The following is a 22,351-nucleotide window of genomic DNA, read 5'->3' as shown; positions in this document are numbered from 1 at the left end:
GCCCTAGACGTCGGCCAACGGTGAGACGACTCCGATACGACAAACGCCGTCGACTATGGCTGCTTCGGCTAGCTCAGCAGTTATACACTCCGGACGCACAACGGCGTGCCGAGCGCCGGGCCACGCCAGCGACGCTGACCGGCGTCAGCGGACGCCCTACCCTCGCCTCCGCCGTCGAGACAAATCCATGGACGCCGAGGATCGAAAGTCCCTCGCCCGCGTCGAGCACGGTAAAGCCCGTGCCCGCAGCCACCAGCAGAATTCCCAGTTTCCTCAATAGGCTCATTGGCCACCTCCTACGGAAAAGTGTGCGGGTAGTTCGTCTATATCCTTCAGCTCCGCGAGGTCGGCCTTCTTGGCACCGATTGCATTATCGAAGACGAAATCATCAGCGGTAACCCCAGTGCCTGTTTTCCAATCTCTGATCTGGATGCTGTACTGCGGTGCCTGATCGACCTTATTGGCAGTGATCACATACCGGCAGGGATAGGGGTGCTCGCCCTGGGCGATCCATATCTGCCAATCGACCTCCTTGGCGCGGAACGCGAGATGATCGCATTCGGTGCCGCCGATCACGCCGCTGCCGAGATCCTTCACATCGACCACGTCGGCGATCAGTTCGTCGTACACTTTGGGAAGCAATAGGTCGGCGCCGGGAATGGGTTTGTGAAGCTTTTCCCTCAATTCGTCGACCAGATGTTCAACCGTACCGGGCACCTCCACCTGAGTGTAGAGATTGAGGTTCTTGCCGAGCACACTGAGCGTCTTTCCGTCGAAAATCATCTCGATATCGGCAAACCCGCCGGTCCGCGCGACCCGGATCTTGTCGGGCCGCCTGATTTTAATCTTGCCCGAGCTCGCAAGCAAGATTTTCTGGTGGTCCTTGGTGACGACCTCGAGATTGCTGTCGTATCCGAATGAAATGGTCTCCTGCGCATCCAGATAATCCGACATCGCCTTGAGCAGGCCCTTGGCTTCCGCCTCGCCGGCGCCGGCGTCCGGCGGTGCTCCCAAAACACAGATCAGCGCAAGCGCCGATAAACGCGCAGCCGCAGTCGACCACATGACTTTTTGCATTATCCTTCTCATGGAAGTACGCCTCCCTCCGCTTGTTATTGACTGATAACGATGGCCTGCTTCTCACAGCCGGTTTCAAATCGGGCTTGGTCCAATTCCAGCAGCAGGCGGCCGGCCCGCAAGGCACAATAGTGCGGCTGCGCGGCCTCGAACCGAGACAATCTGGACCAGAACCTCCCCAGACGTGCCGCCTTTCGCATGACACTAGTCTTTCACTTCTTGGGTGCGGTTTTCGACGCTTCGAATGCGTCCCTGTAGCCGCGGGCAATCGTGCGCACGCCGCGCCCGATGTCTTCGTACGCTTCGTCGGGCAGGTTCGCCAAGGACACGCGCAACGACCAGTTCGGCGCCTCAAAGCCGCCGCCGTTCAAAAGCACGATCCCATGTGCCTCGGCCAAGCGGAAAGCAAGATCGAGCGGGTGGATATTCTTCTTGAGGTATTCGACCGCTTCATCGCCGATATTCTTGCGAGCCCAGAACTCAAAGTCGATGAGGCCGTAGTAGGCGTCGAAGTTCGGGTTCGCGTCGACCTTGAGAACCATACTGTCTATCATGGTCCGGGCGCGCCGATGGACAATCTCCTTGCAGGCGGCCTGATAATGCTTTTCTCCGTCCATCATCTCGCAGAGGGAAAAGAGGCTCATCATCACCTGCTGTGGAAGCGAGAGCCCCGCCGTATGGTTGAGGGCCACGTCGCGACTGTCGGCGACGATGCGATCGATGAATTTGACTTTGCGCGGCTCGAGCGTGAGCGCGCCGTACCGCTTGTCCAGCGCCTTCAAATCTGCGTCTGCCAATTTGGCGATCATCGTGTCGAAGATGTTTTCCTCGTGGACGGCGATGACGCCAAGCCGCCACCCGGTGCAGCCAAAGTACTTCGAATACGAGTAGACGCCGATCGTGTTCTGCGGAAGCTCACCGAGCAAGGAGCGGAAATCGTCGACGAAGGTGCCGTACACATCGTCCGTCAAAAGCATCAGATCCGTGCGCTTGGTCTTCACCAGTTTCGTTAGTTTGCCAATGGTCTCCTTGCTCAGCGCCATGCCGGTGGGATTGCCGGGATTGACGATGAAGAGCGCCTTAATCGTCGGGTCCTCCAGTTTCTTGATCTCTTCGTCCGTAAACTGGAACCGATTTTCCTGCGGTGCTCTGATATGCACGACCTTGAGGTCGTAGTCCTCCAGGTGCGTCATCTCCAGATAAGGAGTGAAAATGGGCGTCCCGAGCGCGATGGTATCGCCAGGATGCAGCAGGCGATTGGCCTTCAAAGTCTTGAAGATGTAGCACATCGCAGCCGTGCCGCCTTCGACGGCGTAAAGATCGAACTTGCCGGGCGGCCGCGGCTTGCCACACATCGCCCACATCAGATATTCGTGCACGATCCGCTCGTTGTGGACGAGCATTCTGTCCGGCACCGGATAGTTGTCGCCGATGATGGAATCGACGAGTTCGTGCACGAAGGCGTCCGGGTCGAAGCTGAAGGTCCTGGTTGCGAACTGCAGCATCGAAGACAGGAAGCCGGCACCCGGCATGTCGGCATGCTTTGTCAGCCACGACTCCAGCCGCGCCGCGATATCTTTCGCCTGCGGCATCCCGGCGAGTCCCGCCGGATGCTCCATCACCCGCCTGCATTCGGTGACGGCGAACTGCCCAAGCAGAAAAAAGCCCTCACGCGGCGTGGTGGCGACCCAGTTGGGATTGCCGCGGCCGGCATTCAGGAACGCCGACTGGGTGGTCTTTGAGGTGTTCCGGGCGAGCTGGATCAGCTCATCCTTAATCTCGAAAGGACTTAGAGCCTCGAACTTGTGTAGCGTAAGGGCGTCAGCCATGACCTGCTCCTGCTGTAGGAATTGCGCGAAAGGTCAGCCTTTCGCGGTTATGTCATCAACATCACGAGGACCATGCCCCAGGTCGTCAGCAATATGTTTCCGACAGCGTAGGTAACCGTGTAGCCGAGCCCGGGAATCTGGCTGCCGGCGCGGTCGTTAATCATGCCAAGGGCCGCCGTCGTCGTGCGCGCGCCGGCGCAGCAACCAAGCAGTATCGCTTCATCGAAGCGAAATACGTATTTCCCGACATACATTGCAAGAACCAGCGGCATGGTCGTCACAAAGACGCCCCAGAGAAAAAGGCTGAAGCCAAGCTCCCGCAGGCCTGCGACAAAGCCTGGCCCCGACGAGATGCCGACCACGGCTATGAATATGTTCAACCCGATGGAATTCATGAACCACACGGTCGACGACGGAATCCGACCAAAGGTCGGGTGTACCGAGCGGAGCCATCCGAAGAACAGGCCGGAAGCGAGCGCGCCCCCGGATGTGGACAGCGTCAACGGCACGCTCCCAACTCTGTAGACAAATGCGCCGAGCAGAGCCCCGATTGCTATTGCCGCGCCGATGAACGCCACATCCGCGACATCGGTCGCGCGGTCCGGATGGCCCAGCATCTTGGTCGCGGCCGCTATGTCCTGCGTGCGCCCGACGAGGTTGACGATATCGCCCCGGTGCAGCTTGGTGTCTGCAAAAATCGGAATATCCGTCGCGGTCGCTCCGCGGGTGATCTTTCGTAGGAAAACGCCGCGAGCGCCTTGGGCTTTGGCCAGCTCGGCCAGTGTCATGCCATCGACCTCTTTGCTGGTGACGTAGACATCGACACCTTCTATCGGCATCGCCAAGAGCTTGCGGTCGTCGACTTCTTCCGCCGTCGTTCCGATCAGATTGACCAACACCTCCCGGCGGCCGGCCACGGCCACGACATCGTCAGCCTGGATGAGGGTATCGGCAGTGGCGTCGATGATCTGTTGGCCACGGCGGATGCCCTCGATGAACACGCGCTGTTCGGGCAGCATTGCTTCCGCTTCATGCGCGGTCTTGCCGACTATCGGCATCCCTTCGCGGACGCGAAAAGCCCGCAATTCAAATCGGTGCCAGGCCGTTCCAGGACCGCCCAATTCCTTCTTTCCGCCATGCTTCTCCTCGTAACGCTTGCACGCGGCCGGCAGATCGATGCCAAGGAGTGCCGGCCCGATGATGGAAAGAATGATCGCGGAACCCATCGTGCCGAAGATGTAGGTGACGGCATAGGCGACCGGCATGGCGTCCAGCAGCGCCTTGGTTTCCTCCGGTGGAAGATTGAGGCGGTTGATGGCGTCGGTCGCGAGTCCCATCGACGCCGAGATCGTTGTCGAACCGGCATAGAGTCCAGCCGCTGAACCTATGCCATAGCCTGCCAGCCTTGCGCCGATGTAGGCGGCGGCCAGGCAGAACAAGCAGACCACCACGGAGAACAGGGCCTGCGGAATTCCGTCCTGCGAAATGCCGCGGACGAACTGCGGCCCAACCCCGTAGCCAATGGCGAACAGGAACATCAGGAAAAAGGTCGGCTTAAGCGGACCCGAAACCGTAATTCCGATCTGTCCGATGATCACAGCGGCAATGAGCGTTGCAGTGACTGCGCCGAGGCCTAAGCCCTTGTAGGTGAACGAGCCGAAGTAGTAACCGAAAGCGAGCGCCAGGAAAATGGCGATCTCCGGATAGTTTCGCAGCGTCTGAAAGAACCAATCGATCATGACGTCACCCATCCCTGTGACAGAGCATGTGCCGAAACGCGTAAGCGATTTTCGGCAGCATGCTCTTCTTTTTTATGTATTGGCGGTTTCAGATTTAAGGTCGACCTGGCCTAAAATCCTCCTGCCCTATGCTCTGGTCCATTACTCAGGCGGCGCGCTTCGCCGACTTACCGGTGCGTTTCGCGAGTGCTTCTGCACGCACCAGCCTCAGGCCTTCGGCAGCGTCGTAGCCATGGATTTCCTTCACGTCGAGCTTGCGCATGAAATCGATCGTCTCTTGGGTGATCACCTGCCCCGGCACCATGATCGGAAACCCGGGCGGGTAGGGAATGACGAAATTCGCGGAGACGAGATCGGGGCCCTCTTTCAGCCGCCGGTCAATCTCCCGATCCGCAAGCCGGATATATTCGCATCCGTCGGCATTGTAGGCGGAATAGAAACCGCCGCGAATGTCGCCTTCGTTCGTCCGTTGGCCGGCATCCGCCCGGAAGGCATCATGGAAATGCGAAAAGTTCGGCAGGTCCGGCACATCCGTCATGAGGCTTTTCACCCGCGCATCGAATTCCTTGCGAACGTTGGGACCGCTTTCGACCAGACGCTGAGCGATCTCGCTGCTGATCTCGACCAGGACGCGGATAAGATGAGCGACATCGCTGCGCGTATTGTTGATGTTCGACTGCAAGAGGACGGAATTTCGGGACGTCTTGTTGAGCTGTATGTTGTAACGATCCGCCAGGAGTTTCTTGAATTGCGTGCCGTCAAGTCCCGCGGTGCCGCAAACGAGCGTCATGCGCGTCGGGTCGAGGCAAAATTCATCGTCCTTGAAGCTGCGCCACGCGGCCACCCAGTTCGATTTGGGGTCAAGGAAATCGGTGAACCCACTCTCGCGGAACTGATCCGGCACCATTTTGTCGGAGCCAAGAACGTGGAAATATTTGGAGATCAAGGGGTGTCGTCCGATCGCTTGGCGGATTGCCAGCGCGATCTCGATCGCATTGTGGACGAGGCCATATCCCTCCAGTTCCATCTGCCTGCGCGCCACGTCGAGACTGGCAATCAATTGCTGGTTCGGGCTCGTGGAAGCGTGGGTGAACACCGCTTCGTGGAATTGTGCTTCCACCGTGTGGAACTCGACATCCTTGACCAGCAGCATCGAGCCCTGGCGTAGGGCCGACATCGACTTGTGGGTGGAATTCGTCTGATAGACGCGCAGCTTGACCTCTCGCGGGTCGGCAAGCAAATGCGTGTTCAGCAGCGTATCGTCGGACGGGCTCGCACCAAGCTCCGCCTGTTGTTTCTCGTAAGCGACAACCGACTCCGGATCGTGGATCCACGCCTCGATATCGTCGGCCGCACCCATCGCCGTGCGAGGACGCAAGAACGGCGAGAACCGCGCAAATCCGAACCACGCTTCATCCCACAGGAAGATCAGATCCGGCTTGATCGCCAGGCACTCTTCCATCACCCGACGCGTATTGTAGATATGGCCGTCGAAGGTGCAGTTAGTGAGATCGACCATCTTGGCGCGGTTCAGCCTTCCGTCAGCCTTCAGGTTCAACAGCGCCTGCTTGATGGTGCGAAGGGGAACCGCTCCGTACATCGAGTATTCCGTCATCGGAAACGCCTCGACATAGAGCGGTTGCGCACCCGCGAGCACCATTCCGTAATGGTGGGACTTGTGGCAGTTGCGATCGACGATCGCGATATCGCCCGGCCCCAGCAGCGCCTGAACCGCCATCTTGTTCGACGTCGACGTTCCGTTGGTCACGAAGAAGACGTGGTCGGCGCCGAACGCCCTTGCCGCGAGTTCCTGCGCCTTCTTGATGTTACCCGTCGGCTCCAACAGGCTGTCGAGGCCCCCGGTGGTCGCACTGCTTTCGGCCAGAAAGAGCGTCGGCCCGTAGAACTCGCCCATGTCGCGGATCCAGTCGGACTTGAAGATCGACTTGCCCCTTGCGATCGGAAGTGCATGAAACGTGCCAACCGGTCGCTGCGCATACTTCTTGAGATTGTCGAAGAAGGGCGTCTCATACCGCGCTTGCACGCCCTCGAGGATAGCCAGATGAAGTTCGAGCAGTTCCTCGACCGAATAGAAGATCCGGCGGGCCACTCCAGCATCGGCCTGGCCAGCCATTTCCTCGACCCGCCTGTTCACCATCAGGTACAAGTCGAGTTCCGGACGAACGCGCTTGAGAATCTTGGCCAACCCTAGGGGCGACGCGGTATTCGCTTCCTTAGAGTCGAGAGACGCGATCAGCGACCGCAGCACCGGCGCGTCCTGCCGCGAGCGCAGGGCAAACCCCTCGTTGATGACGGTGGCTGCGATACTGGGATTGAGAATTGTCGCGCAGAACGCATCTTCGAGACTGCCGACGAAGATGGGCTCGTAGATGAACGTATCCAGCGGGCGGCGAAGTTTGCGCCATTCGGTGCACAGCGCCGGCCAGGTCGATGCGGGCACCCCTGTGACAATCAACGTTTCGAAATACGGCCGGTGATGTTCCCGTGTGGTCAACGACGATGGCACGAGCTCTGGAAAGTTGTCGCGGATATCCTCGCCTGCATCCCAGTCGTTTGCGTCCTGCCGGAACGAGCGCGTCATCAGGGCCCGGACAATGCGGTTGACAAGGTGCGCCATGGCAGCGGCATTGTCCGCCACCGCATTTTCCCGCAGCGCGGACAGCAGCTGTCCGCCCGGATAAGCGAAATAGGCTTCCGTGATCGCCAGTTCTGCGAGCTCTTCTTCGAGCTCAGTTCGATCAAGAGAGCCGGCAAGCCACGCCTCGGCGGAATCTGCGAGGTCGCGCCAACGATCGGCCCTGGCATTCGGTCCTGAGAAGAATTGGTCTATCCGGCTAACTTTATGCTTCGGATCCTGCGACATAATTACCTCCGCCGAAAAAATCATCGCTGGAAAAGTAAGCCTGCCTGCCGAAACTCTACGTTGACCTCATATTAGCAACTACTACTCGTAATATTAGCAAAAATCTATGTTTTTTTGCGCCGTTGGGAGTACTTTCGCGCTGCTGAGGTTGTTGCGGCTTACCAATCGACCAAGGAATTGGATAGCTGTGGTGACCACGCTCGTAGGATCGCGATCAGCCTAACCCAACACTCGACGCGACAAGGAAGGTGCCGGACTTAAACCTCGGCGGCGATCACATCCTGCACCTCGGTCACGACCAGTGGAATGATGGTAAACGGCTTTTCGACACAGGTCGCTTCGGTAGTCATTCCTTTCACGACCTGCGCCCGTCATCATTCAATTCCGACCCGCGCGGCGGGGAGCCCGACTCATCGCTCGAATTCGCCGCTGTCCCCGCGACATCGGGCGAGATGCTGTTTCTCTGCCGAACCACCAAGTCCCTGCGTATCTGCGATACGTGCAAGTGCTGCGTCCTCAGGCAATAGATAAACCTTTTCGATCATCCGATCGAGTAGATCCCGTTCCAGTCGCAACGCCGGCTTCCGGGTTTCCGGCAGGACCGCGTCCAGATTTTCGATCATAGCGCGTAGCCTCCGAGCGATTTGAAGATTTTCCGTTCCGTAGATCCTGATCTCGCGGCAGGTCAGTTGCACGAAATCTTCCCAGTCTGGCGTCGGAAGCACGACGCGCAGGCACCCCTCGGCATCACGTATGTATTCGTTGCCGAGTTGGCGTCGGCCGACGCTGCGCAGCAGCCGATGCAGTTGATCGATCGCGAGTACGGCCGTCGTCGGGTCGTTTATCGCCTTCGAAAGGGCTTTGGAGGCGATGTCGACAATCACCCTGAAAGCGAAGGTTGGATCCTGCTCGATGGTCCGCTCTCGCCCGAAAGCGACAGTACGGCGAAGGTCGTGGTCGGGGACCGCCGCGGCACCGCCGTGGAGGCGGAACAGCGGCTGGCGTTGCGACACAAAATCACCGATGCGCGCCGAGAGTTCGATGATGCCGTCGGCCCGCTGCGCGCGGGCCGTTAGCGCCTTCACGTCGACGGCAAGAATGATGGCCGAAGAAGCAAGATGCGCGACGATGCGAGCAGGCTCTCCGAGCCGATGGTGCGGCGGAGATCCCTCCTCGTGCTTCGCTAGGGGAGCAGGGTAGACGAGGTTTAGCACCTCGAAGCCTTGCTCGGCGACGCGATGGATGATGCTGACGGGTCGAAGCAGCCGGGCTGAGTAGTCGATGAAATAGAGAAAGGCGGCCAGCGATGCCACGCCAAGAATGCCTGAAAACCATACGATGAATGACGGAGCGGACGTGTTTACGCGACTTATCACGCCGATCGCAAAGAGCAGCGTGAAGATGAACAAGCCCACCGTGAAGCGGATGACATTGTCGCGCAGAAGCGTGGTCGCTATGATCCGGGGCGTAAGCTGCCCACTTGCAATCTGTATGGCCACGAGAAGTGAGCCGAAGGTGAAGACAATGAAGGATAGCGCCAGGCTGATGATGGCTTGCATCGCCGCGACGGTGCCTTCGGTACCAAGGGGCCAACGCGGGACCCACGTCGTCCACTCCTCAAGCACTAGCGCCGTGCGAAAGAGTATCTGTTGAAGAACGAGTGCGAAGAAGGGCACGATCCACAATGATGATCGCAGATAGCTCCTGAGCGCGTAAAGCTTGTTCCAGCTCATTTGATCCTCTTCCCCCCTCGGATCCCACCCAGCGCTCAGGTGCCCGGCAATGTCGTTTTCTGTTCGCGCGTCAGGCGCCTACCTGAATGCACCGACGTGAAGATCACGTTCCGCCTCATCCGCGTCATGAGCAATACAGTCCTTTGGAGAACCACCAGGGCTCTGGTCTTTGTAGAGCCAGGGGCCCTTCCAATCAGCGCGCCGGACAGGCGGCGCCGACGGTATTTAGGAAAAACTGCGCTATGACATTCGATGAACTGCAATGCATCTTCTGTTTCGCGCCGGCGGTACATATCCTGACGGCCACAGCGCATTGATCATTTGCCGACCACTCGAAAACCTGCGGTCACCTCGCGGCACTTCAAATAGCAAAGAACCTTCAAGGTCCATTGAGTAAGGTTTGCACCCGCTCGCACGATGCCAGAAGATCACACAGCATGACGAATTCATTCGGGTCGCACGGCGCAGGCGCCAGACCGAACCAGTCCGACGCCTCACGTCTTGGCGCCCACACCAGCCGCTCCTCCAGAAGATAGACGCCGTAGACGACGTCAATGCCCCCGCCGGCGCCCAGGCTCAGACCCGGACGCATGCCATAGGCGGTCAATGCCGCGTTTAGCACGATCGCCACCTCAATCAGGGTCGCTCGATAGCCCGGCCGGCGTATGACTTCCGTCCCATGCACGCGCTCCAGCCAGGTTGCGCCCAGCTGGACCACGACCAGCGTGCGGTCCACGATGTGACGCAGATCCTTCAGCGTCATGATTTTCATGTATTTGGCGGGTTCCAGGTGGACGTCGACCGCTGCCGAAACCGCACCGCACCGACTGTGGCCGAGAACGACGATGGTGCGCAGGCTGTCCTTCAGATGGTCAACCGCATAGCTGAGACTGCCCATGACGTCGTCGCCCAAACCATTGCCGGCAGCCCTGACAACGAAGAGGTCGTTCGGCCCTTCTGAAAAGATAAGCTCCACCGGAACGCGCGCATCAGCGCAACCGACAATGGCTGCAAACGGCTGTTGTTTGGGCGCTGCGCTGTGCCCGTGGAGAAGGCCGACATCATGCGGGTCAACATCGATGCTCAACCTTGCCGGTTTAGAGGGCCCCACCCGACCAAGGAGTTCGGCGAAGGCTCGGTTTCCGCCCTCGAGCCGTTGCCGGGCAGCGTTTGCATCGGACGGTAGCGGCCTGTGAGCAGCGTCAAACGCGAACCGGTAAGTCACTTCGGCTGACCAGGTCGAATCTTGCTGCGAAAGGTCTTCGCGCAGCTTGCTTGCCATGCTGAAGTCTCCTGCGAACAGCGATCCGCTGTCGTGATGATCCGTGACTTTGCGATCGCATCTCAGACTAACGCTTTTACGATATCGTTTACGCATTGACGACGAACGGCTGCGTGCTGGTCGCCACGGAAAGCTTTCCCTGCGGCCCGCGTTTTCGCACAGGGATTTCCATGCTGATAGAGCAAGGCCCCTGCTTGCTCGTTTCTCTACTGTCGCACGACCTCCTGATCGCTATCCGTCATCCAGGCATTCAGCAAGGTGTAAGCGATCGCAAGGACCGTGGGCCCAATGAAAATTCCGAGGACGCCAAAGGCAATCAGACCACCGATGACGCCAGCAAGGATGAGCAAAATAGGAAGATCCGCCCCCTTGCGTATCAAGACCGGCCGGATGAACTGGTCCATCGTTCCCGCCACAATGGTGAAGACCAGCATCACGGTCGCCCACACGGCATCGCTGGAATAGTACATCCATATCACCACCGGCACCATCACCAGGCCCGGGCCAATCTGAATCAAACACAGGATGAAGATCGCTGCGGTCAATAACGCCGCGAAGGGCACGCCGACCACCATGAGGCCGATCCCGCCCACAGCAGTCTGCGCCACCGCGGTCACCACAACACCGAGAGCGACGCTGCGGATCGCCTGCCCGGCCAAGCGTACGGCCATTTCTCCTCGATCGCCCGCGAGACGCCGGCCGAAACGGACCGCCGTGGCAGCAGCTTTCTCGCCGCCCATATACATGATGGCCGCTATCGCCGTGGTCAGCAGGAAATGCAGGAGCATCGTGCCTAAACCGCCGGCGGCGGACGCGAACCATTGAGTCGCCGCACCAGCGTAGGGCATCAGCCTCGGGACCAGTTCCTGCAGCCGGGTCGACGCGAGTTTTGCCCACGCCTCGGTTGCGCGTGCGCCAACCAACGGCACGTCGGCCAACCAAGTGGGCGGCGGCGGCGCCTGCATGGACAGAAGAGTGCGGATCATGCCGCCGAATTCATCGATGTTGGTGACAATGACGCTGACAGCCAGCCAAAACGGCACGATCAGCACCAGCAGCAAGACCAATGTCATGATAAATGTGGCAAGCCCCCTGCTTCCGCCCACGTGGCGCTGCACCCAGAGCATCAGAGGGAACGTAGCAATCACCAAGGTCATGGCCCAGACGATTGCCGGAAGAAACGGCTGCATCAACCAAAAACTGGCAACGAGAAGGCTACCGATGAACAGCACCGCTAGCGTTATGCGCGTGAGGTCGTCCCGACGATCTTGAACCATTGCCTCCCCCAATACCCGTATTCCGATACTTATCACGTTCTCCTCCATCACCGGAGCACAATTCAGTCCGAGGCGAGCAAGCTCCATTGGCTCGCATCCAATCGATATTTCCCGGTCACACCTGCCACTTGGCTCGGTGCTCAGGAAACACGTGGTCCATCCAGTTCCGCATGCGCAGAAGAACCTTGGGCGGATACTCCGGGACGCTGGCGGATATTGTAGTGCGATCCAACGCCGAGCGGCGAGACGGCGCTGCTTCATCTGGCTGACAAAGGCAGGCCGTCATGCTCTTTGGCCGAGTTTCTGCCGCCGCCACGATGCCGCGAGGCATGCGTGAAGGCGGGCGTCACGATTGCAGTGCGCGCGCTCGTCGCGCCGGATGGAAAGACGACAACCTTTCCATGTCATGACTATTTGCGACAGAGACCTGCTTCCATGGTCTCAACAGGATGGAATAGCGCGCTGTTTTGCCAGTTGGAATATGGACGAACGCCGCATCTTGCGAGCCCACACCTCTACTCAGACCCGGCCGCCGTATGCAAATCTGGGTAGTAGCTATTGTCTTTACAACCATCGAGCCTTATCAATGGTCGCCCGCGGTCGGCAATACGCCACCGATCGCGGTGGGTAGTGCTCTTTCAGAGAAGGATTGCTTTCGTGGAACAGTTCCTGATGAACATCCTTTTTGAGTTTCTGGTTGCTGGCGAAAAAGCTCGCGACAAAGCCGAGCTCGCTGGAGCCGTCGAACGGGTGACCTGTCATTTGGGAATGGATCATTTTGCCATGGCGTTTCTGCCCCTGGCTCACGAGCGCCTTGACTCCTACTTCGTATGGGAGCGGTGGCCCCGCGGCTGGTTCGAACGGTATCTTGCGCTGAACTATTTCCACGCCGATCCTGTTGCCCACTATGTGCGGCAAACCGGCCAGCCGGCTGTGTGGTCTAAGGCGCTCGACAACCGTGTACTGAGTACTAAAGCAAGGAAAATTATGAGTGAGGCTGGAGAATTTGGCTTGGTCGATGGGCTCACCATTCCTCTGTATTCGCGAGTTGGTGTTAATGGACTTTTTTCCGTCGCCGGTACGCGCGAACCTATGACACCGCTGGAAGTCCAGCTTTTTTCGATTGTAGCTTCCACTGCTCACGCACGTTTGCTCGGATGGACAGCGCCCTCCCATCGTATTCTGCCGGAAATCTTCATCACAAAACGCGAAAGCGAATTCCTGAGCTTGTGTGCGACGGGAAAAACTGACCGGGAGATCGGCGAGTTCACCGGGCGATCGCAGCGTACAGTGCAGGCTCATATCCGGAACCTTCAAAAAAAGCTCTCAGCCGTGAATAGGGCTCAACTCATTGCCGAAGCGTTTCGCCACGGTTTGCAACGCTAAAATTAGGACATTTTACGAATAGATTTCGCTGATCACCGGTTGCATCCTTTGGGTATGCAGACGGAGGTAGTCATATGTTGCGGATACTATTCGAGCACGAGGATCCCGATCTCACGGAGCGCATTTGGGCGTTCCGGCATCTGCGGTTTGTCGAACAGTTAGGGTGGGAGGAACTGCGCCGCCAAGATCACCGCGAACGCGACCGCTTCGATACGCCTTCGGTGGTACATGCCGTTCTAGCGCTTCACGGCGAAGTCATTGGTTATTCGAGACTCGTCCCGACAATCGCTCCAAACTTCGCCGCCGAAGTGGCTGGCGCGCTTGGCATCGACCTTCCCAAGGGGCCGCAAGTATACGAATGGACACGATGCGCAACGGCCCTCGATGCGCCCTCAATCGCGGGCGTTGACGCATCAGACCTATTGATGACCGGCGTGCTGGAATGCCTGCTTCATCTGGGCGCACGACAAATCTTGTTTGTGACCTATACGCCGCTTGTCGCAATGATGAGGCGCAGAGGCTATTTGGTGCGCCCCCTAGCAAGCCTGCCGCTCGAGCGCGATAGACCTGTAACGCTGGCGTCGGCCGACATCTCGACTGACCTTCTTCACCTACACCGGAAAACCTACGGGGTGTGCGGCACGCTGCTTTCGTGGAGCGGCCCGCATGGGTCGATCGCGGGACGGTCCCCGGCCGCGGCATAAAAGGAGGGCCGACTATGGCCCGTCGCAGCAAATCGCTAATGGGTGCAGCCGACGCCCATCGCTTTGTTCTAACGACGGTGCACAATGAAACGTCCGCTTTGCTCAAAGCTGTCGAGGAAATTTGCCGCCGTTACCCACCGAACGATGACCTCTATTTCGTCCGGTATCTTTTGCGAATGGTCGTGTTGGAAACGCGACGGCACCGGCTGGACTAAGCGGCTCAAACCGCGCGCATGTTAAGACATCGTCTTAAAGTTCTTTGCAAACGTGAAATAGCTTGATAGGATACAACTTAGACGGATATCCGTCTTGGGGCGTCGAAACCCCATATTGATTGTTGTGCGCTTTAGGCGACGACTTCGCGACCATTATCGGTCGGGGAGCCTGTGGAGTATGCAAGAGGCGTTCGCGCTAAAGTCCACGGGGGCTGGTAATCAACGGCATTTCGAACTCCCCGGCTTCTGGTTGCCAGACGATCTGGCCAGCGGGAGCGCTTTTATGCAGCATATTGTTTCGGTCAGGACCAACGGGTTCGGTGCGGATACGAAGGACAAAACTAGCGGCGGGCATATCGTCGATATCGAAGTCGGGAAGCGGATCAAGAAGCGGCGGCAGCAACTCCGAATCTCCCAAACTGCCCTCGGCGTTGCAGTCGGCGTTTCGTTTCAGCAGATCCAGAAGTACGAGCGCGGCACCAATCGGGTCAGTTCCTCGGTTCTCTACCAGGTCGCGCACATACTCGGCGTTCCGATTGCGTATTTCTTCGAGAGCCTGCCCACAGCATCCTGCACAGATAATGCAGCACTGAGCCAGAAGGCGCTCCTGCGCGAGGAATTTGTCGCCACCGAGGAGGGTCAGCGCCTCGTCGATGCCTTCTTGTCTGTTCCGAAAAAGACGAGGCCGAAATTCATCGCGCTTTTGGCCAGTTTTGAGGCCAACGACTAATTCGAAAAAGCCATCGATCGCGATCGGTCATGGTATAGGACGGTATAACCGCCAAGAAGCGAATTCACTGTTCCGGTATCTTCCGCAAAGCACCGGGGGGCGACGCTCTATTCTTCGTGCGGCCGGAGTTTTGTCATGGCTTCTACGAGCGCCAAAAGTGACTCCACCGCGTCAGTGGGAAGCGATTCAACCACCTTGATGAGCTTTCGGCGCTTGTCCGCCTCGGCGGGTGTCTTTCCAAAGCGATAAGGAGCAGCTGCCATGATCAAGTCAATTGGTGAAAAATCCAGAACTTCGCTCAGGTGGATGAGCCGGGTGACGTGCATCTTCGTCTCATTGCGCTCGTAGCGGCCATAGACTTGCTCGTGCAGGCCGAGAAACGGCGCCACCTCAGCCCTGGTCAACCCGGTCCTGTCGCGTGCCTCCCGGAGCGCTTCGGAAATGCGGCGATCGAGCTCGCCAAGTTCGGGTGATCCCTCGAAGCCGGGACAACGATAGATGGCTTTATCGATCTCCGGATCGGTCGTCTCAACGAGACGTTTGTCCTCGACGTACTTGTCAAATTTTGTCGTCATAAAAGGCAGCCTATCATTGTCCTACCTCCCTCTTACATCACCCTTACCGCATCTGGCTACCGTGGACGGCTGCCAACCATCTGCGTGCGACGGACATCGGAAACAGGAGCACAGGTCAAGAAATGGCAGACGATATTCGACCGCAGCTCGCCAATCTGATTTCGCGTCATCGCGCCCTCGTCGTCGTGCTTGGCCCTATCGCGCGCCAGGCATCGCTGCGAGACCGCATACGCACGGATATCGGCGAGCTCAGCAACGAAGAGCAACGGCTGAGGGCTGACATCCTTGCCTGGTCACCAAGGAACGAACCGGAGGCCCGCGAGAAGCTCATTCACTTGGCGAGTTTTGTCGCGGCCACCGGCGTGAGCTTTGAGGCCGAATCTCTCGACGCAATTGTCAAGTCCGTCGAGCGCTTCTTTTAGCTGAAGGACGCTTCGCAGCGTCTCAATGCCTCAGGTCGAATTAGTGCCGTTCCATAGTCCCGTCCTGCGTGCTGTTGATATCGAAATAATACGGCTGCGCCCGCAACGGCCGGTCGACATCTTCGCGATATTCGCAACCGTTTCGCCCTGAATACTCCCGGGTAACGCCATCACGCTCAGTTTCTTGGTGATCGCTGTCGAAACGCGGCGGATGGCAGGATTCAACGCCGTGCCACGAGGGGTTATCCGCAAACGGAAGTGTAAGCTCGCTCTTACGCTCGGCGAGAAGATTCCAATCGGCGATTGGGCGACGCCCGGTGCTTGGATCGACGGCGTTTCGCCGCCATTCCGCCATGTCGACGTAGGTGCCCCATACTGTAATCCTTGCCATCAGCCATCAAAGTCATCCCCGCCTGATGACGTGAAAACACGCCTGACGAATGTCAGGCAGCGTGCCGGCTAGGTCATGTTTCAAAACGCAAGATGCGACGCCTTCAGTGTCGCAAGCTGCCGGCAGCGGCGAGCATCTCCGCCGCGTTTGGAAAGATGGAGAGGCTGTTGGGCCCGTCGCGCGCTTCAATTTGCACCCAGCGAACGATGCCGTCGGCGTCGATAAGGAAGTGTCCGACAAGTTGTGTGGGGTGGCGAGCGATGATCGCATGATCGGCTTCATTAAGCTCGAAGCCGTCCTTGGCGTTGAGCACGGGATTGGCCGCCATTGGATGTAGCGCTTCCGGCAATTCGCCCGTCGGGTTAATGCGAGCTGCTTCGAATTGCGCCATGCTTGCCCGATAGGGCCATGCAGGCTGCTCGCGGCTGTCCTCGGGCAGGAACTCGGCGCGCGGTACGCCGAAGGCCCGGTGCGTGGAGCAATCCTGGTCACATAGGAGCAAGGCCGGCGTCGGCCGGTGCCCAAAATACATGCGGGCGCGCTCCACCGGCGTGTTGATTACGGCAACAGTTTCCACCCCCGCCGCGCGCAGGGCAGGCTGTAAGCCACCGAGCTGTCCCACTTGACGCCGGCAGAACGGGCAGTGCAACCCGCGGAAGAAGGCGATCAGAAACGGGTGACCGTGGAGGCTGGCGAGAGAAACCGTGCCTTCTTGATTTGCCGAGGGAAGCGCGAATGCGGGTGCGTATTCCCCTGGTTGCAGCGGGCGTATCTGGTCTCCCATGGCATCTGTCCTTTGCCAGGTGTTCAGGTGAATGCTGGGCTTGATCCCAGTCCAACACCTAACACGCCACAGCACGACTCGCTATGTTCACGGAGTAAATTAGCGAACCCCAGACGTTTTGCGACGGCGGCAACGTCCCCTTTTTGGCACGCAATCCGGCCAAGGCCGCCTTCCGCTATCAGCCGCCCAAAGCGGTCGCTCGACGAGACGCAGTCATCCGCCCATTTTAACCATCCTCTGGTCATCCGAAACGCATGACCCATCTTCTCAGTCTCTACTTAGACAAGACCGACGAGCAAAGGAGGTCGACTTGCCGGGTCGCATTGAGGACTACGCGCTCATAGGGGATTGCGAGACCGCCGCGCTTGTGTCGAAGGATGGATCGATCGACTGGCTTTGCTTTCCGCGCTTCGACTCTCCTGCCTGCTTCGCCGCCCTCCTTGGCAACGAAGGCCATGGTCACTGGTCGATCAGACCTGCGAGCGAGAACCATGTGGTGAAACGCCATTATAGGGAGGACACGCTCGTTCTCGAGACGGAGTTCAAGACCGAAACCGGTACCGCGGTGGTTTGCGACTTCATGCCCTTGCGCGATAGTACAAGCGATCTGATGCGTCTCGTCGAGGGTAAGAGCGGCACCGTGACGTTCGACCTGGAATTCGTCCTTCGCTTCGACTACGGCCGAACCGTGCCATGGGTAACCAGCAGCGAGGACGGCACTATCACAGCGATTGCCGGACCTGACAGGCTGACCCTGACGTCGTCTGTTCCTCTGCACGGGGACGAGATGCGAACCGTGGGCACGTTTTCCGTCTCCGCTGGGCAACAGCAGTCATTTACGCTGACATGGAACCCATCGCACTTGGCTCGGCCAGCCGCGAAGTCCATCGATACTGCCTTACAGGACACCGAATCCTATTGGAGATCATTCGCGAAGAACTGCCCGCAGGTGGGCGGATGGACGGCGCAGGTCAAACGATCTCTGATTACGCTGAAGGCGCTGACATACATGCCCACAGGCGGCATTGTTGCCGCTGCGACAACCTCACTCCCCGAACAACTCGGCGGACCGCGCAACTGGGACTACAGATATTGCTGGCTTCGTGACGCCACGCTGACGCTTCTCGCGCTCATGAAGCTCGGCTACTACGAGGAAGCCGGCGCATGGCGCGATTGGCTTTTGCGAGCTGTCGCGGGCGCCCCTGCGCAGATGCAGATCATGTACGGTGTCGCGGGCGAACGGAACCTGCTCGAATGGGAGGTCCCTTGGCTTCCGGGTTACGAAGGATCTCGCCCGGTCCGGATCGGCAACGCAGCCTCAGAACAGGTTCAGCTCGACGTCTATGGCGAAGTCGCCGACGCGATGCTGCAAGCGCGCAAGGGAGGACTGCCGCCTCACCGCCGCGGGCGCGAGCTCGCAGCCGCAATTCTTCCCTTTCTGGAGAAGATATGGACAGAACCGGACGAAGGGATTTGGGAGGTGCGCGGTCAACGCCAGCATTTCACATATTCGAAGGTCATGGCATGGGTGGCCTTCGACCGTGCGGCGACGACTGCGCGAGAGGAAGCCAATCCAGAGGCTACCTTGCATTGGCAAGCGGTGGCCGATCAAATTCACGAAGAGGTCTGCCGAAAGGCATTCGACGCCGAGCTTGGCTGCTTCGTTCAGGCCTATGGCTCCAAGGCTCTCGACGCCAGCCTGCTGCACATTGGTATGGTCGGATTCCTTCCTCCCGAGGACCCGCGCTACATCGCCACCGTCGAGGCCATCCAACACAAGCTCCTGCGCGACGGCCTCGTGCTCCGGTACGAGACTCGTGAAGTGGACGACGGACTGCCACCTGGGGAAGGTGCATTCCTTGCATGCAGCTTTTGGCTGGCCGACGCGCTTGTCTTGATCGGCCGAAGGGACGACGCTCAGCGCCTCTTCGAAAGGTTGCTGTCACTTTGCAACGACGTCGGCCTCCTGGCGGAGGAGTACGATCCTCACGCCGAGCGGATGGTTGGAAACTTCCCTCAAGCCTTCAGTCATGTCGGACTGATCAACAGTGCGCTCAATCTCTCCCGAGCGGAGGGACCGGCGGAACAGCGGGCTGAATGAAGGGTCGCCAAGTCGCATTCAGTGGAAATTCTGGACCGGACTTTCAAGGTATCGATGTGAAGAGCCGGGACGAACATGTCCCGAGGTTGCACCGGAGATAGCTTCGGCCGATCACGCGGATCCGGACCACCTCCATGCGCGAACTCGTCTCCCTGCCATTCGGCAGCTTGAATTCCAGATCGCGGTCGGTCAGACCGGAGAAGTTGCCGGACAGATCGAACAGTTGCTGCGCGATGAGGGGAACGACGACGCCTCCTCAGAATGCGTCATCTACGCTCGCTGCAAGGTCAGTGTGCTCATCGGTCGGAGAAAACTTCGGGGTCTAGTTTAGGATGTTTGAATCTAATGCGCACCATGTCTAGCTTCCACCAGAGTATGCCAAACCACAGCGGCCAAGATAAGTGTGCCACCGGCAAAAGTCGCTGCAGGCGGACGTTCCGCGAAGAAGAGCCAAACCCACATCGGAGTGAGGACGATCTCCAACGTTCCGATAAGCGCAGCTTTCGCGGGAGGCATGCGTCTTGCGCCGGCGAGGAAGAGTACGAGAGCGATGGAGAAATTGGTTGCGCCAAAGGCAGCGAGTACGATCCAGTTGTGGAGATCGAGGGAGCCGACCGAGCCGAAGGGTGCAAAGATCGTGAGAGTCAGAAAAGCACTGACGATGGTGGGAGGGAGGCTCGGCACTCCTGGACTGATCCTAGGGATGACGATGATCATTGCAAAAGAGGCCGTCATGCCCAGCGCCAGCAGATCGCCAAGGCCAGCACCGCCTCCGATCGATGAGGCGACGATGATGATCACGCCAAGCAGGCACACGCCGCCTGCCGCCATCGTGCGCCTTGCGGCGCGCTCCGCCAGCAAGAGCCAGCCGAGAAGGGCCGCGATGAACGGAGCTGTCGCGTAAATGACCGCGACATTCGCCACGCTCGTTGTGTAAAGCGCGCCGATGAAACATGCCTGGCTGACGGTTTGACAGGCAATCATCGCGAGACCCGACGGGTGCACGACGGAGCGCCACTGTCGCTTCGACATTCCGCCCTCGAGGAAGAAGCTCGGAATGAGAAGGAACAGTCCCCCGAACAACGACCGCCACGCGATCGCCGTCCAGGCATCGGTCGTCAGCAGGCGGGAGTAGACGCCGCTCGCGCTCCAAGCGAGCGTCGCGGCGACGACAAGGATCACGCCCTTCTCATGCTCGCTGAAGCCGAGCGGGCGGGTGCCTGTTTGGAATGACATTGGTTTTCCCGAACCAGAGGTCTGATGCCTCTGTTTGCGCCTGTTCTTGACATCAGACAAACGAATAGTTGAGATAGCTGCCATCGGATTTTTTTGTGGCTCGCATGCGTCAACCCATCGAAAGCGATCTGCTGCGTACATTTCTCGTTGTCGTCGAGACATCAAATTTCTCTGCCGCTGCACAGGCCATCGGCCGGACACAATCGGCTGTCAGCGCGCAGATCAAGAAGCTTGAGGAAACGATCGGGGAGACCCTTTTCGAGCGCGGCGCGCGGGGGGTAATTCCAACACGCCTCGGCCTGCAACTGCTTCCCTATGCGCGCCGTGTGATTGACCTGCTGGATGAAGCGGCCGCGACCATACGGACCAAACCGCTCGATGGCCCGGTGCGCATCGGGATACCCGAGGAATACAGCCAGACCGTGCTGCCTGCCGCACTTGCCGCCTTCGCCGTCCGCCATCCAGCCGTGGAGGTTACGGTCTCCTGCGATTATACGGCGCGCAATCTCGCGGCCCTGGAGCGCGACGAGTTGGATCTCGCCGTCGTCTTCGACTGGAGCAATCAGGCGGCGGGCGAAATCCTCTGTATCGATCCGACAGTGTGGGTCACGTCCCAGGTTCATCGGCTCCACGACCTCGAGCCGCTGCCGATCGCCGTCTACCGCAATTCCACCTGGGCGCGGGATTTCGCCTTCCGATCACTGGAATTGCAGGGGCGGAAGTACCGTGTCGCCTTCGTTGCCGATACCAGTTCCGGGCTTAAGAACGCAGCCTCCGCGGGCCTTGCCGTCACCACGCTCTCGCGCAGCAACATCCCTTCGGGCTGCCGCGAACTGACTGCAGAGGAAGGATTTCCGCCGGTCGATGCATCCAGGGTGGTGCTGCGCCGAAATCCTTATCATTCCAGCGAAGCCGTGCGCGAACTCGCCGATATGGTACGGGACGCATTTCAGCCTATGGCTGTGCCTCCGATGCTGTGACCGGCCTCCGGAGGCGACGCCTTGTGTCGGAGGGGCTTTCAGAGAAACTGGCGCGATAGCTTCTCGTAAATGCTGAAGCCGAATTGAAGCCGGTCGCGGCCGCGATATCGGCGAAAGGCGCCTTGGTTTCGATCACCTTTCGCCGCGCTGCGTTCAGCCGCAGTGCCAGATAGTGGACGTGCGGCGGGGCGCCGGTGCTCTGCTGGAAGAGGCCCTGCAGGTGGCGCGCACTGATGCCCACCCTGCGGGCCAGCCGCGTCAGCACGATGGGCTGCTCGATATTTTCCTCCATCAGCCGTACTGCCTGGACCACGCGCGGATCGCGCATGTGCAGACCGGTCCCCGAAGGTGAAAGCTGGGTCTCGCTATGGACGGAGTCCTGCTCGTAGCTGAAGAGCCGGCTAACCTCAAGCGCCAGCGTGTATCCCTGCCTTTGCCTTATGATCTCCAGCATCAGGTCAACGGTCGGGAGCGAACCCGCCGTGGTGATGCGCTTGCTTGTGATGACGAAACGGTCCTTGACCGCCCGCACGTGCGGATAGGCAAGGGAGAAGTCGTCGAAATCTTCCCAGTGAATGGTCGCCGATAGCCTATCGAGAAGGCTGGCTTCGGCAAGCAGCCATGTTCCGGATTCGATGCCCGCGATTATGCTTCGGTAACGCGCTGCCCGAGAAAGGCGCATCTTCAACGCCGGCGTCGAGCTGCGGCGCCAATTATAGCTTGCAAGCACGAAGAGCGGTGTCTCTTCCTGTTCCATCCCAAAACCACCGGCGGCGGGCACGGGAATGCCGCTGGTGGTCAGCACATGCGAGCCATCGGGCGTCAAAAGCCGCCATCTGTAAAGCTCGCTGCCGGAAATCCGGTTGGCACCGCGCATGGGCTCGATGACCGACGCGAGCAGAATGAGGTTCGTCTCCGGCATGACAAGAAGATCGACATCCAGCCGATCGTTGGATCGCGTCAGCATTAGGCCTCCATCACTTCCGATAAAGTATCAAATGCTTCC

At 59.1% G+C, this 22,351-nt stretch carries 19 protein-coding genes and 1 pseudogene; 6 read left to right on the top strand and 14 right to left on the bottom strand.

The window, feature by feature from the left end; all coding sequences use genetic code 11:
• Window positions 1-73: 73 nt before the first annotated feature.
• From WGT02_RS34880 to ydiK, 8 genes are all read right to left on the bottom strand, one after another.
• Window positions 74-286, bottom strand: coding sequence for a hypothetical protein (locus WGT02_RS34880; protein WP_024317696.1), 213 nt, complete (start codon window positions 284-286; stop codon window positions 74-76).
• Window positions 283-1,077, bottom strand: coding sequence for a DUF2092 domain-containing protein (locus WGT02_RS34875; protein WP_225040485.1), 795 nt, complete (start codon window positions 1,075-1,077; stop codon window positions 283-285). Before WGT02_RS34875 ends, WGT02_RS34880 begins: the two co-directional genes overlap by 4 nt.
• A 212-nt stretch (window positions 1,078-1,289) precedes the next feature.
• Entirely contained in the window at window positions 1,290-2,906 is a 1,617-nt protein-coding gene (gene aspD / locus WGT02_RS34870) for an aspartate 4-decarboxylase (RefSeq protein ID WP_208245394.1), read from the bottom strand.
• A gap of 47 nt (window positions 2,907-2,953) precedes the next feature.
• Entirely contained in the window at window positions 2,954-4,645 is a 1,692-nt protein-coding gene (gene aspT, locus WGT02_RS34865) for an aspartate-alanine antiporter (RefSeq protein WP_024317699.1), read from the bottom strand.
• Window positions 4,646-4,790: 145 nt separating this feature from the next.
• Entirely contained in the window at window positions 4,791-7,529 is a 2,739-nt protein-coding gene (locus WGT02_RS34860) for a decarboxylase (protein WP_208245396.1), read from the bottom strand.
• 410 nt (window positions 7,530-7,939) lie between these two features.
• On the bottom strand, window positions 7,940-9,262 hold the full coding sequence (locus tag WGT02_RS34855) for a DUF2254 domain-containing protein (RefSeq protein WP_024317701.1): 1,323 nt from the start codon (window positions 9,260-9,262) through the stop codon (window positions 7,940-7,942).
• Between the two features lie 379 nt (window positions 9,263-9,641).
• Window positions 9,642-10,544: a carbonic anhydrase gene (locus WGT02_RS34850; protein WP_024317702.1), complete on the bottom strand. Its 903-nt coding sequence runs from the start codon at window positions 10,542-10,544 to the stop codon at window positions 9,642-9,644.
• Window positions 10,545-10,750: 206 nt separating this feature from the next.
• Complete coding sequence (gene ydiK, locus WGT02_RS34845; RefSeq protein ID WP_225040487.1) at window positions 10,751-11,908, bottom strand: AI-2E family transporter YdiK; 1,158 nt, start codon at window positions 11,906-11,908, stop codon at window positions 10,751-10,753.
• A gap of 570 nt (window positions 11,909-12,478) precedes the next feature.
• On the opposite strand from ydiK, the gene WGT02_RS34840 reads away from it, so the two are divergent.
• The 3 genes from WGT02_RS34840 to WGT02_RS34830 all read left to right on the top strand — a co-directional run bounded on the left by WGT02_RS34840 (window position 12,479) and on the right by WGT02_RS34830 (window position 14,856).
• Window positions 12,479-13,207, top strand: coding sequence for a LuxR family transcriptional regulator (locus tag WGT02_RS34840; RefSeq protein ID WP_208245398.1), 729 nt, complete (start codon window positions 12,479-12,481; stop codon window positions 13,205-13,207).
• A gap of 74 nt (window positions 13,208-13,281) precedes the next feature.
• Window positions 13,282-13,911 (top strand): acyl-homoserine-lactone synthase, encoded by a 630-nt coding sequence (locus WGT02_RS34835; protein WP_024317705.1) that lies wholly within the window; start codon window positions 13,282-13,284, stop codon window positions 13,909-13,911.
• 309 nt (window positions 13,912-14,220) lie between these two features.
• Entirely contained in the window at window positions 14,221-14,856 is a 636-nt protein-coding gene (locus WGT02_RS34830; RefSeq protein WP_225040489.1) for a helix-turn-helix domain-containing protein, read from the top strand.
• A 107-nt stretch (window positions 14,857-14,963) separates the two neighbouring features.
• On the opposite strand, the gene WGT02_RS34825 is transcribed toward WGT02_RS34830, so the two are convergent.
• Window positions 14,964-15,431 carry a helix-turn-helix domain-containing protein gene (locus WGT02_RS34825; protein ID WP_024317708.1) on the bottom strand — a complete coding sequence of 156 codons (468 nt, stop codon included), beginning with the start codon at window positions 15,429-15,431 and terminating at the stop codon, window positions 14,964-14,966.
• 122 nt (window positions 15,432-15,553) lie between these two features.
• On the opposite strand from WGT02_RS34825, the gene WGT02_RS34820 reads away from it, so the two are divergent.
• Window positions 15,554-15,853: a hypothetical protein gene (locus tag WGT02_RS34820; protein ID WP_024317709.1), complete on the top strand. Its 300-nt coding sequence runs from the start codon at window positions 15,554-15,556 to the stop codon at window positions 15,851-15,853.
• Window positions 15,854-15,893: 40 nt separating this feature from the next.
• On the opposite strand, the gene WGT02_RS34815 is transcribed toward WGT02_RS34820, so the two are convergent.
• Window positions 15,894-16,244, bottom strand: coding sequence for a hypothetical protein (locus tag WGT02_RS34815; protein WP_040680820.1), 351 nt, complete (start codon window positions 16,242-16,244; stop codon window positions 15,894-15,896).
• Window positions 16,245-16,347: 103 nt separating this feature from the next.
• A complete protein-coding gene (locus tag WGT02_RS34810) occupies window positions 16,348-17,028 on the bottom strand; it encodes a peroxiredoxin-like family protein (protein ID WP_024317711.1) in 681 nt (226 codons plus the stop codon).
• A 310-nt stretch (window positions 17,029-17,338) separates the two neighbouring features.
• Between WGT02_RS34810 and WGT02_RS34805 the strand changes: the two genes are divergently transcribed.
• Entirely contained in the window at window positions 17,339-19,129 is a 1,791-nt protein-coding gene (locus tag WGT02_RS34805; protein WP_208245399.1) for a glycoside hydrolase family 15 protein, read from the top strand.
• Here the strand turns inward: WGT02_RS34805 and WGT02_RS34800 are convergent.
• Window positions 19,057-19,382: pseudogene (locus WGT02_RS34800) on the bottom strand (hypothetical protein); the annotation flags it as partial. The gene WGT02_RS34805 and the pseudogene WGT02_RS34800 sit on opposite strands and share 73 nt — an antisense overlap.
• 89 nt (window positions 19,383-19,471) lie before the next feature.
• On the bottom strand, window positions 19,472-20,365 hold the full coding sequence (locus WGT02_RS34795) for a DMT family transporter (RefSeq protein ID WP_024317713.1): 894 nt from the start codon (window positions 20,363-20,365) through the stop codon (window positions 19,472-19,474).
• Window positions 20,366-20,469: 104 nt separating this feature from the next.
• On the opposite strand from WGT02_RS34795, the gene WGT02_RS34790 reads away from it, so the two are divergent.
• A complete protein-coding gene (locus tag WGT02_RS34790; protein WP_024317714.1) occupies window positions 20,470-21,345 on the top strand; it encodes a LysR substrate-binding domain-containing protein in 876 nt (291 codons plus the stop codon).
• Here WGT02_RS34790 and WGT02_RS34785 read toward each other — a convergent pair.
• Entirely contained in the window at window positions 21,320-22,312 is a 993-nt protein-coding gene (locus WGT02_RS34785; protein ID WP_208245401.1) for a GlxA family transcriptional regulator, read from the bottom strand. The two genes, WGT02_RS34790 and WGT02_RS34785, sit on opposite strands and share 26 nt — an antisense overlap.
• Between the last annotated feature and the right edge of the window lie 39 nt (window positions 22,313-22,351).

Source organism: Rhizobium sp. T1470 (genome assembly GCF_042140505.1).
Classification (GTDB): Bacteria; Pseudomonadota; Alphaproteobacteria; order Rhizobiales; family Rhizobiaceae; genus Rhizobium; species Rhizobium favelukesii.
Note: the sequence above shows the minus strand (reverse complement) of the source record. Positions and strands in the feature narration are given on the sequence as shown.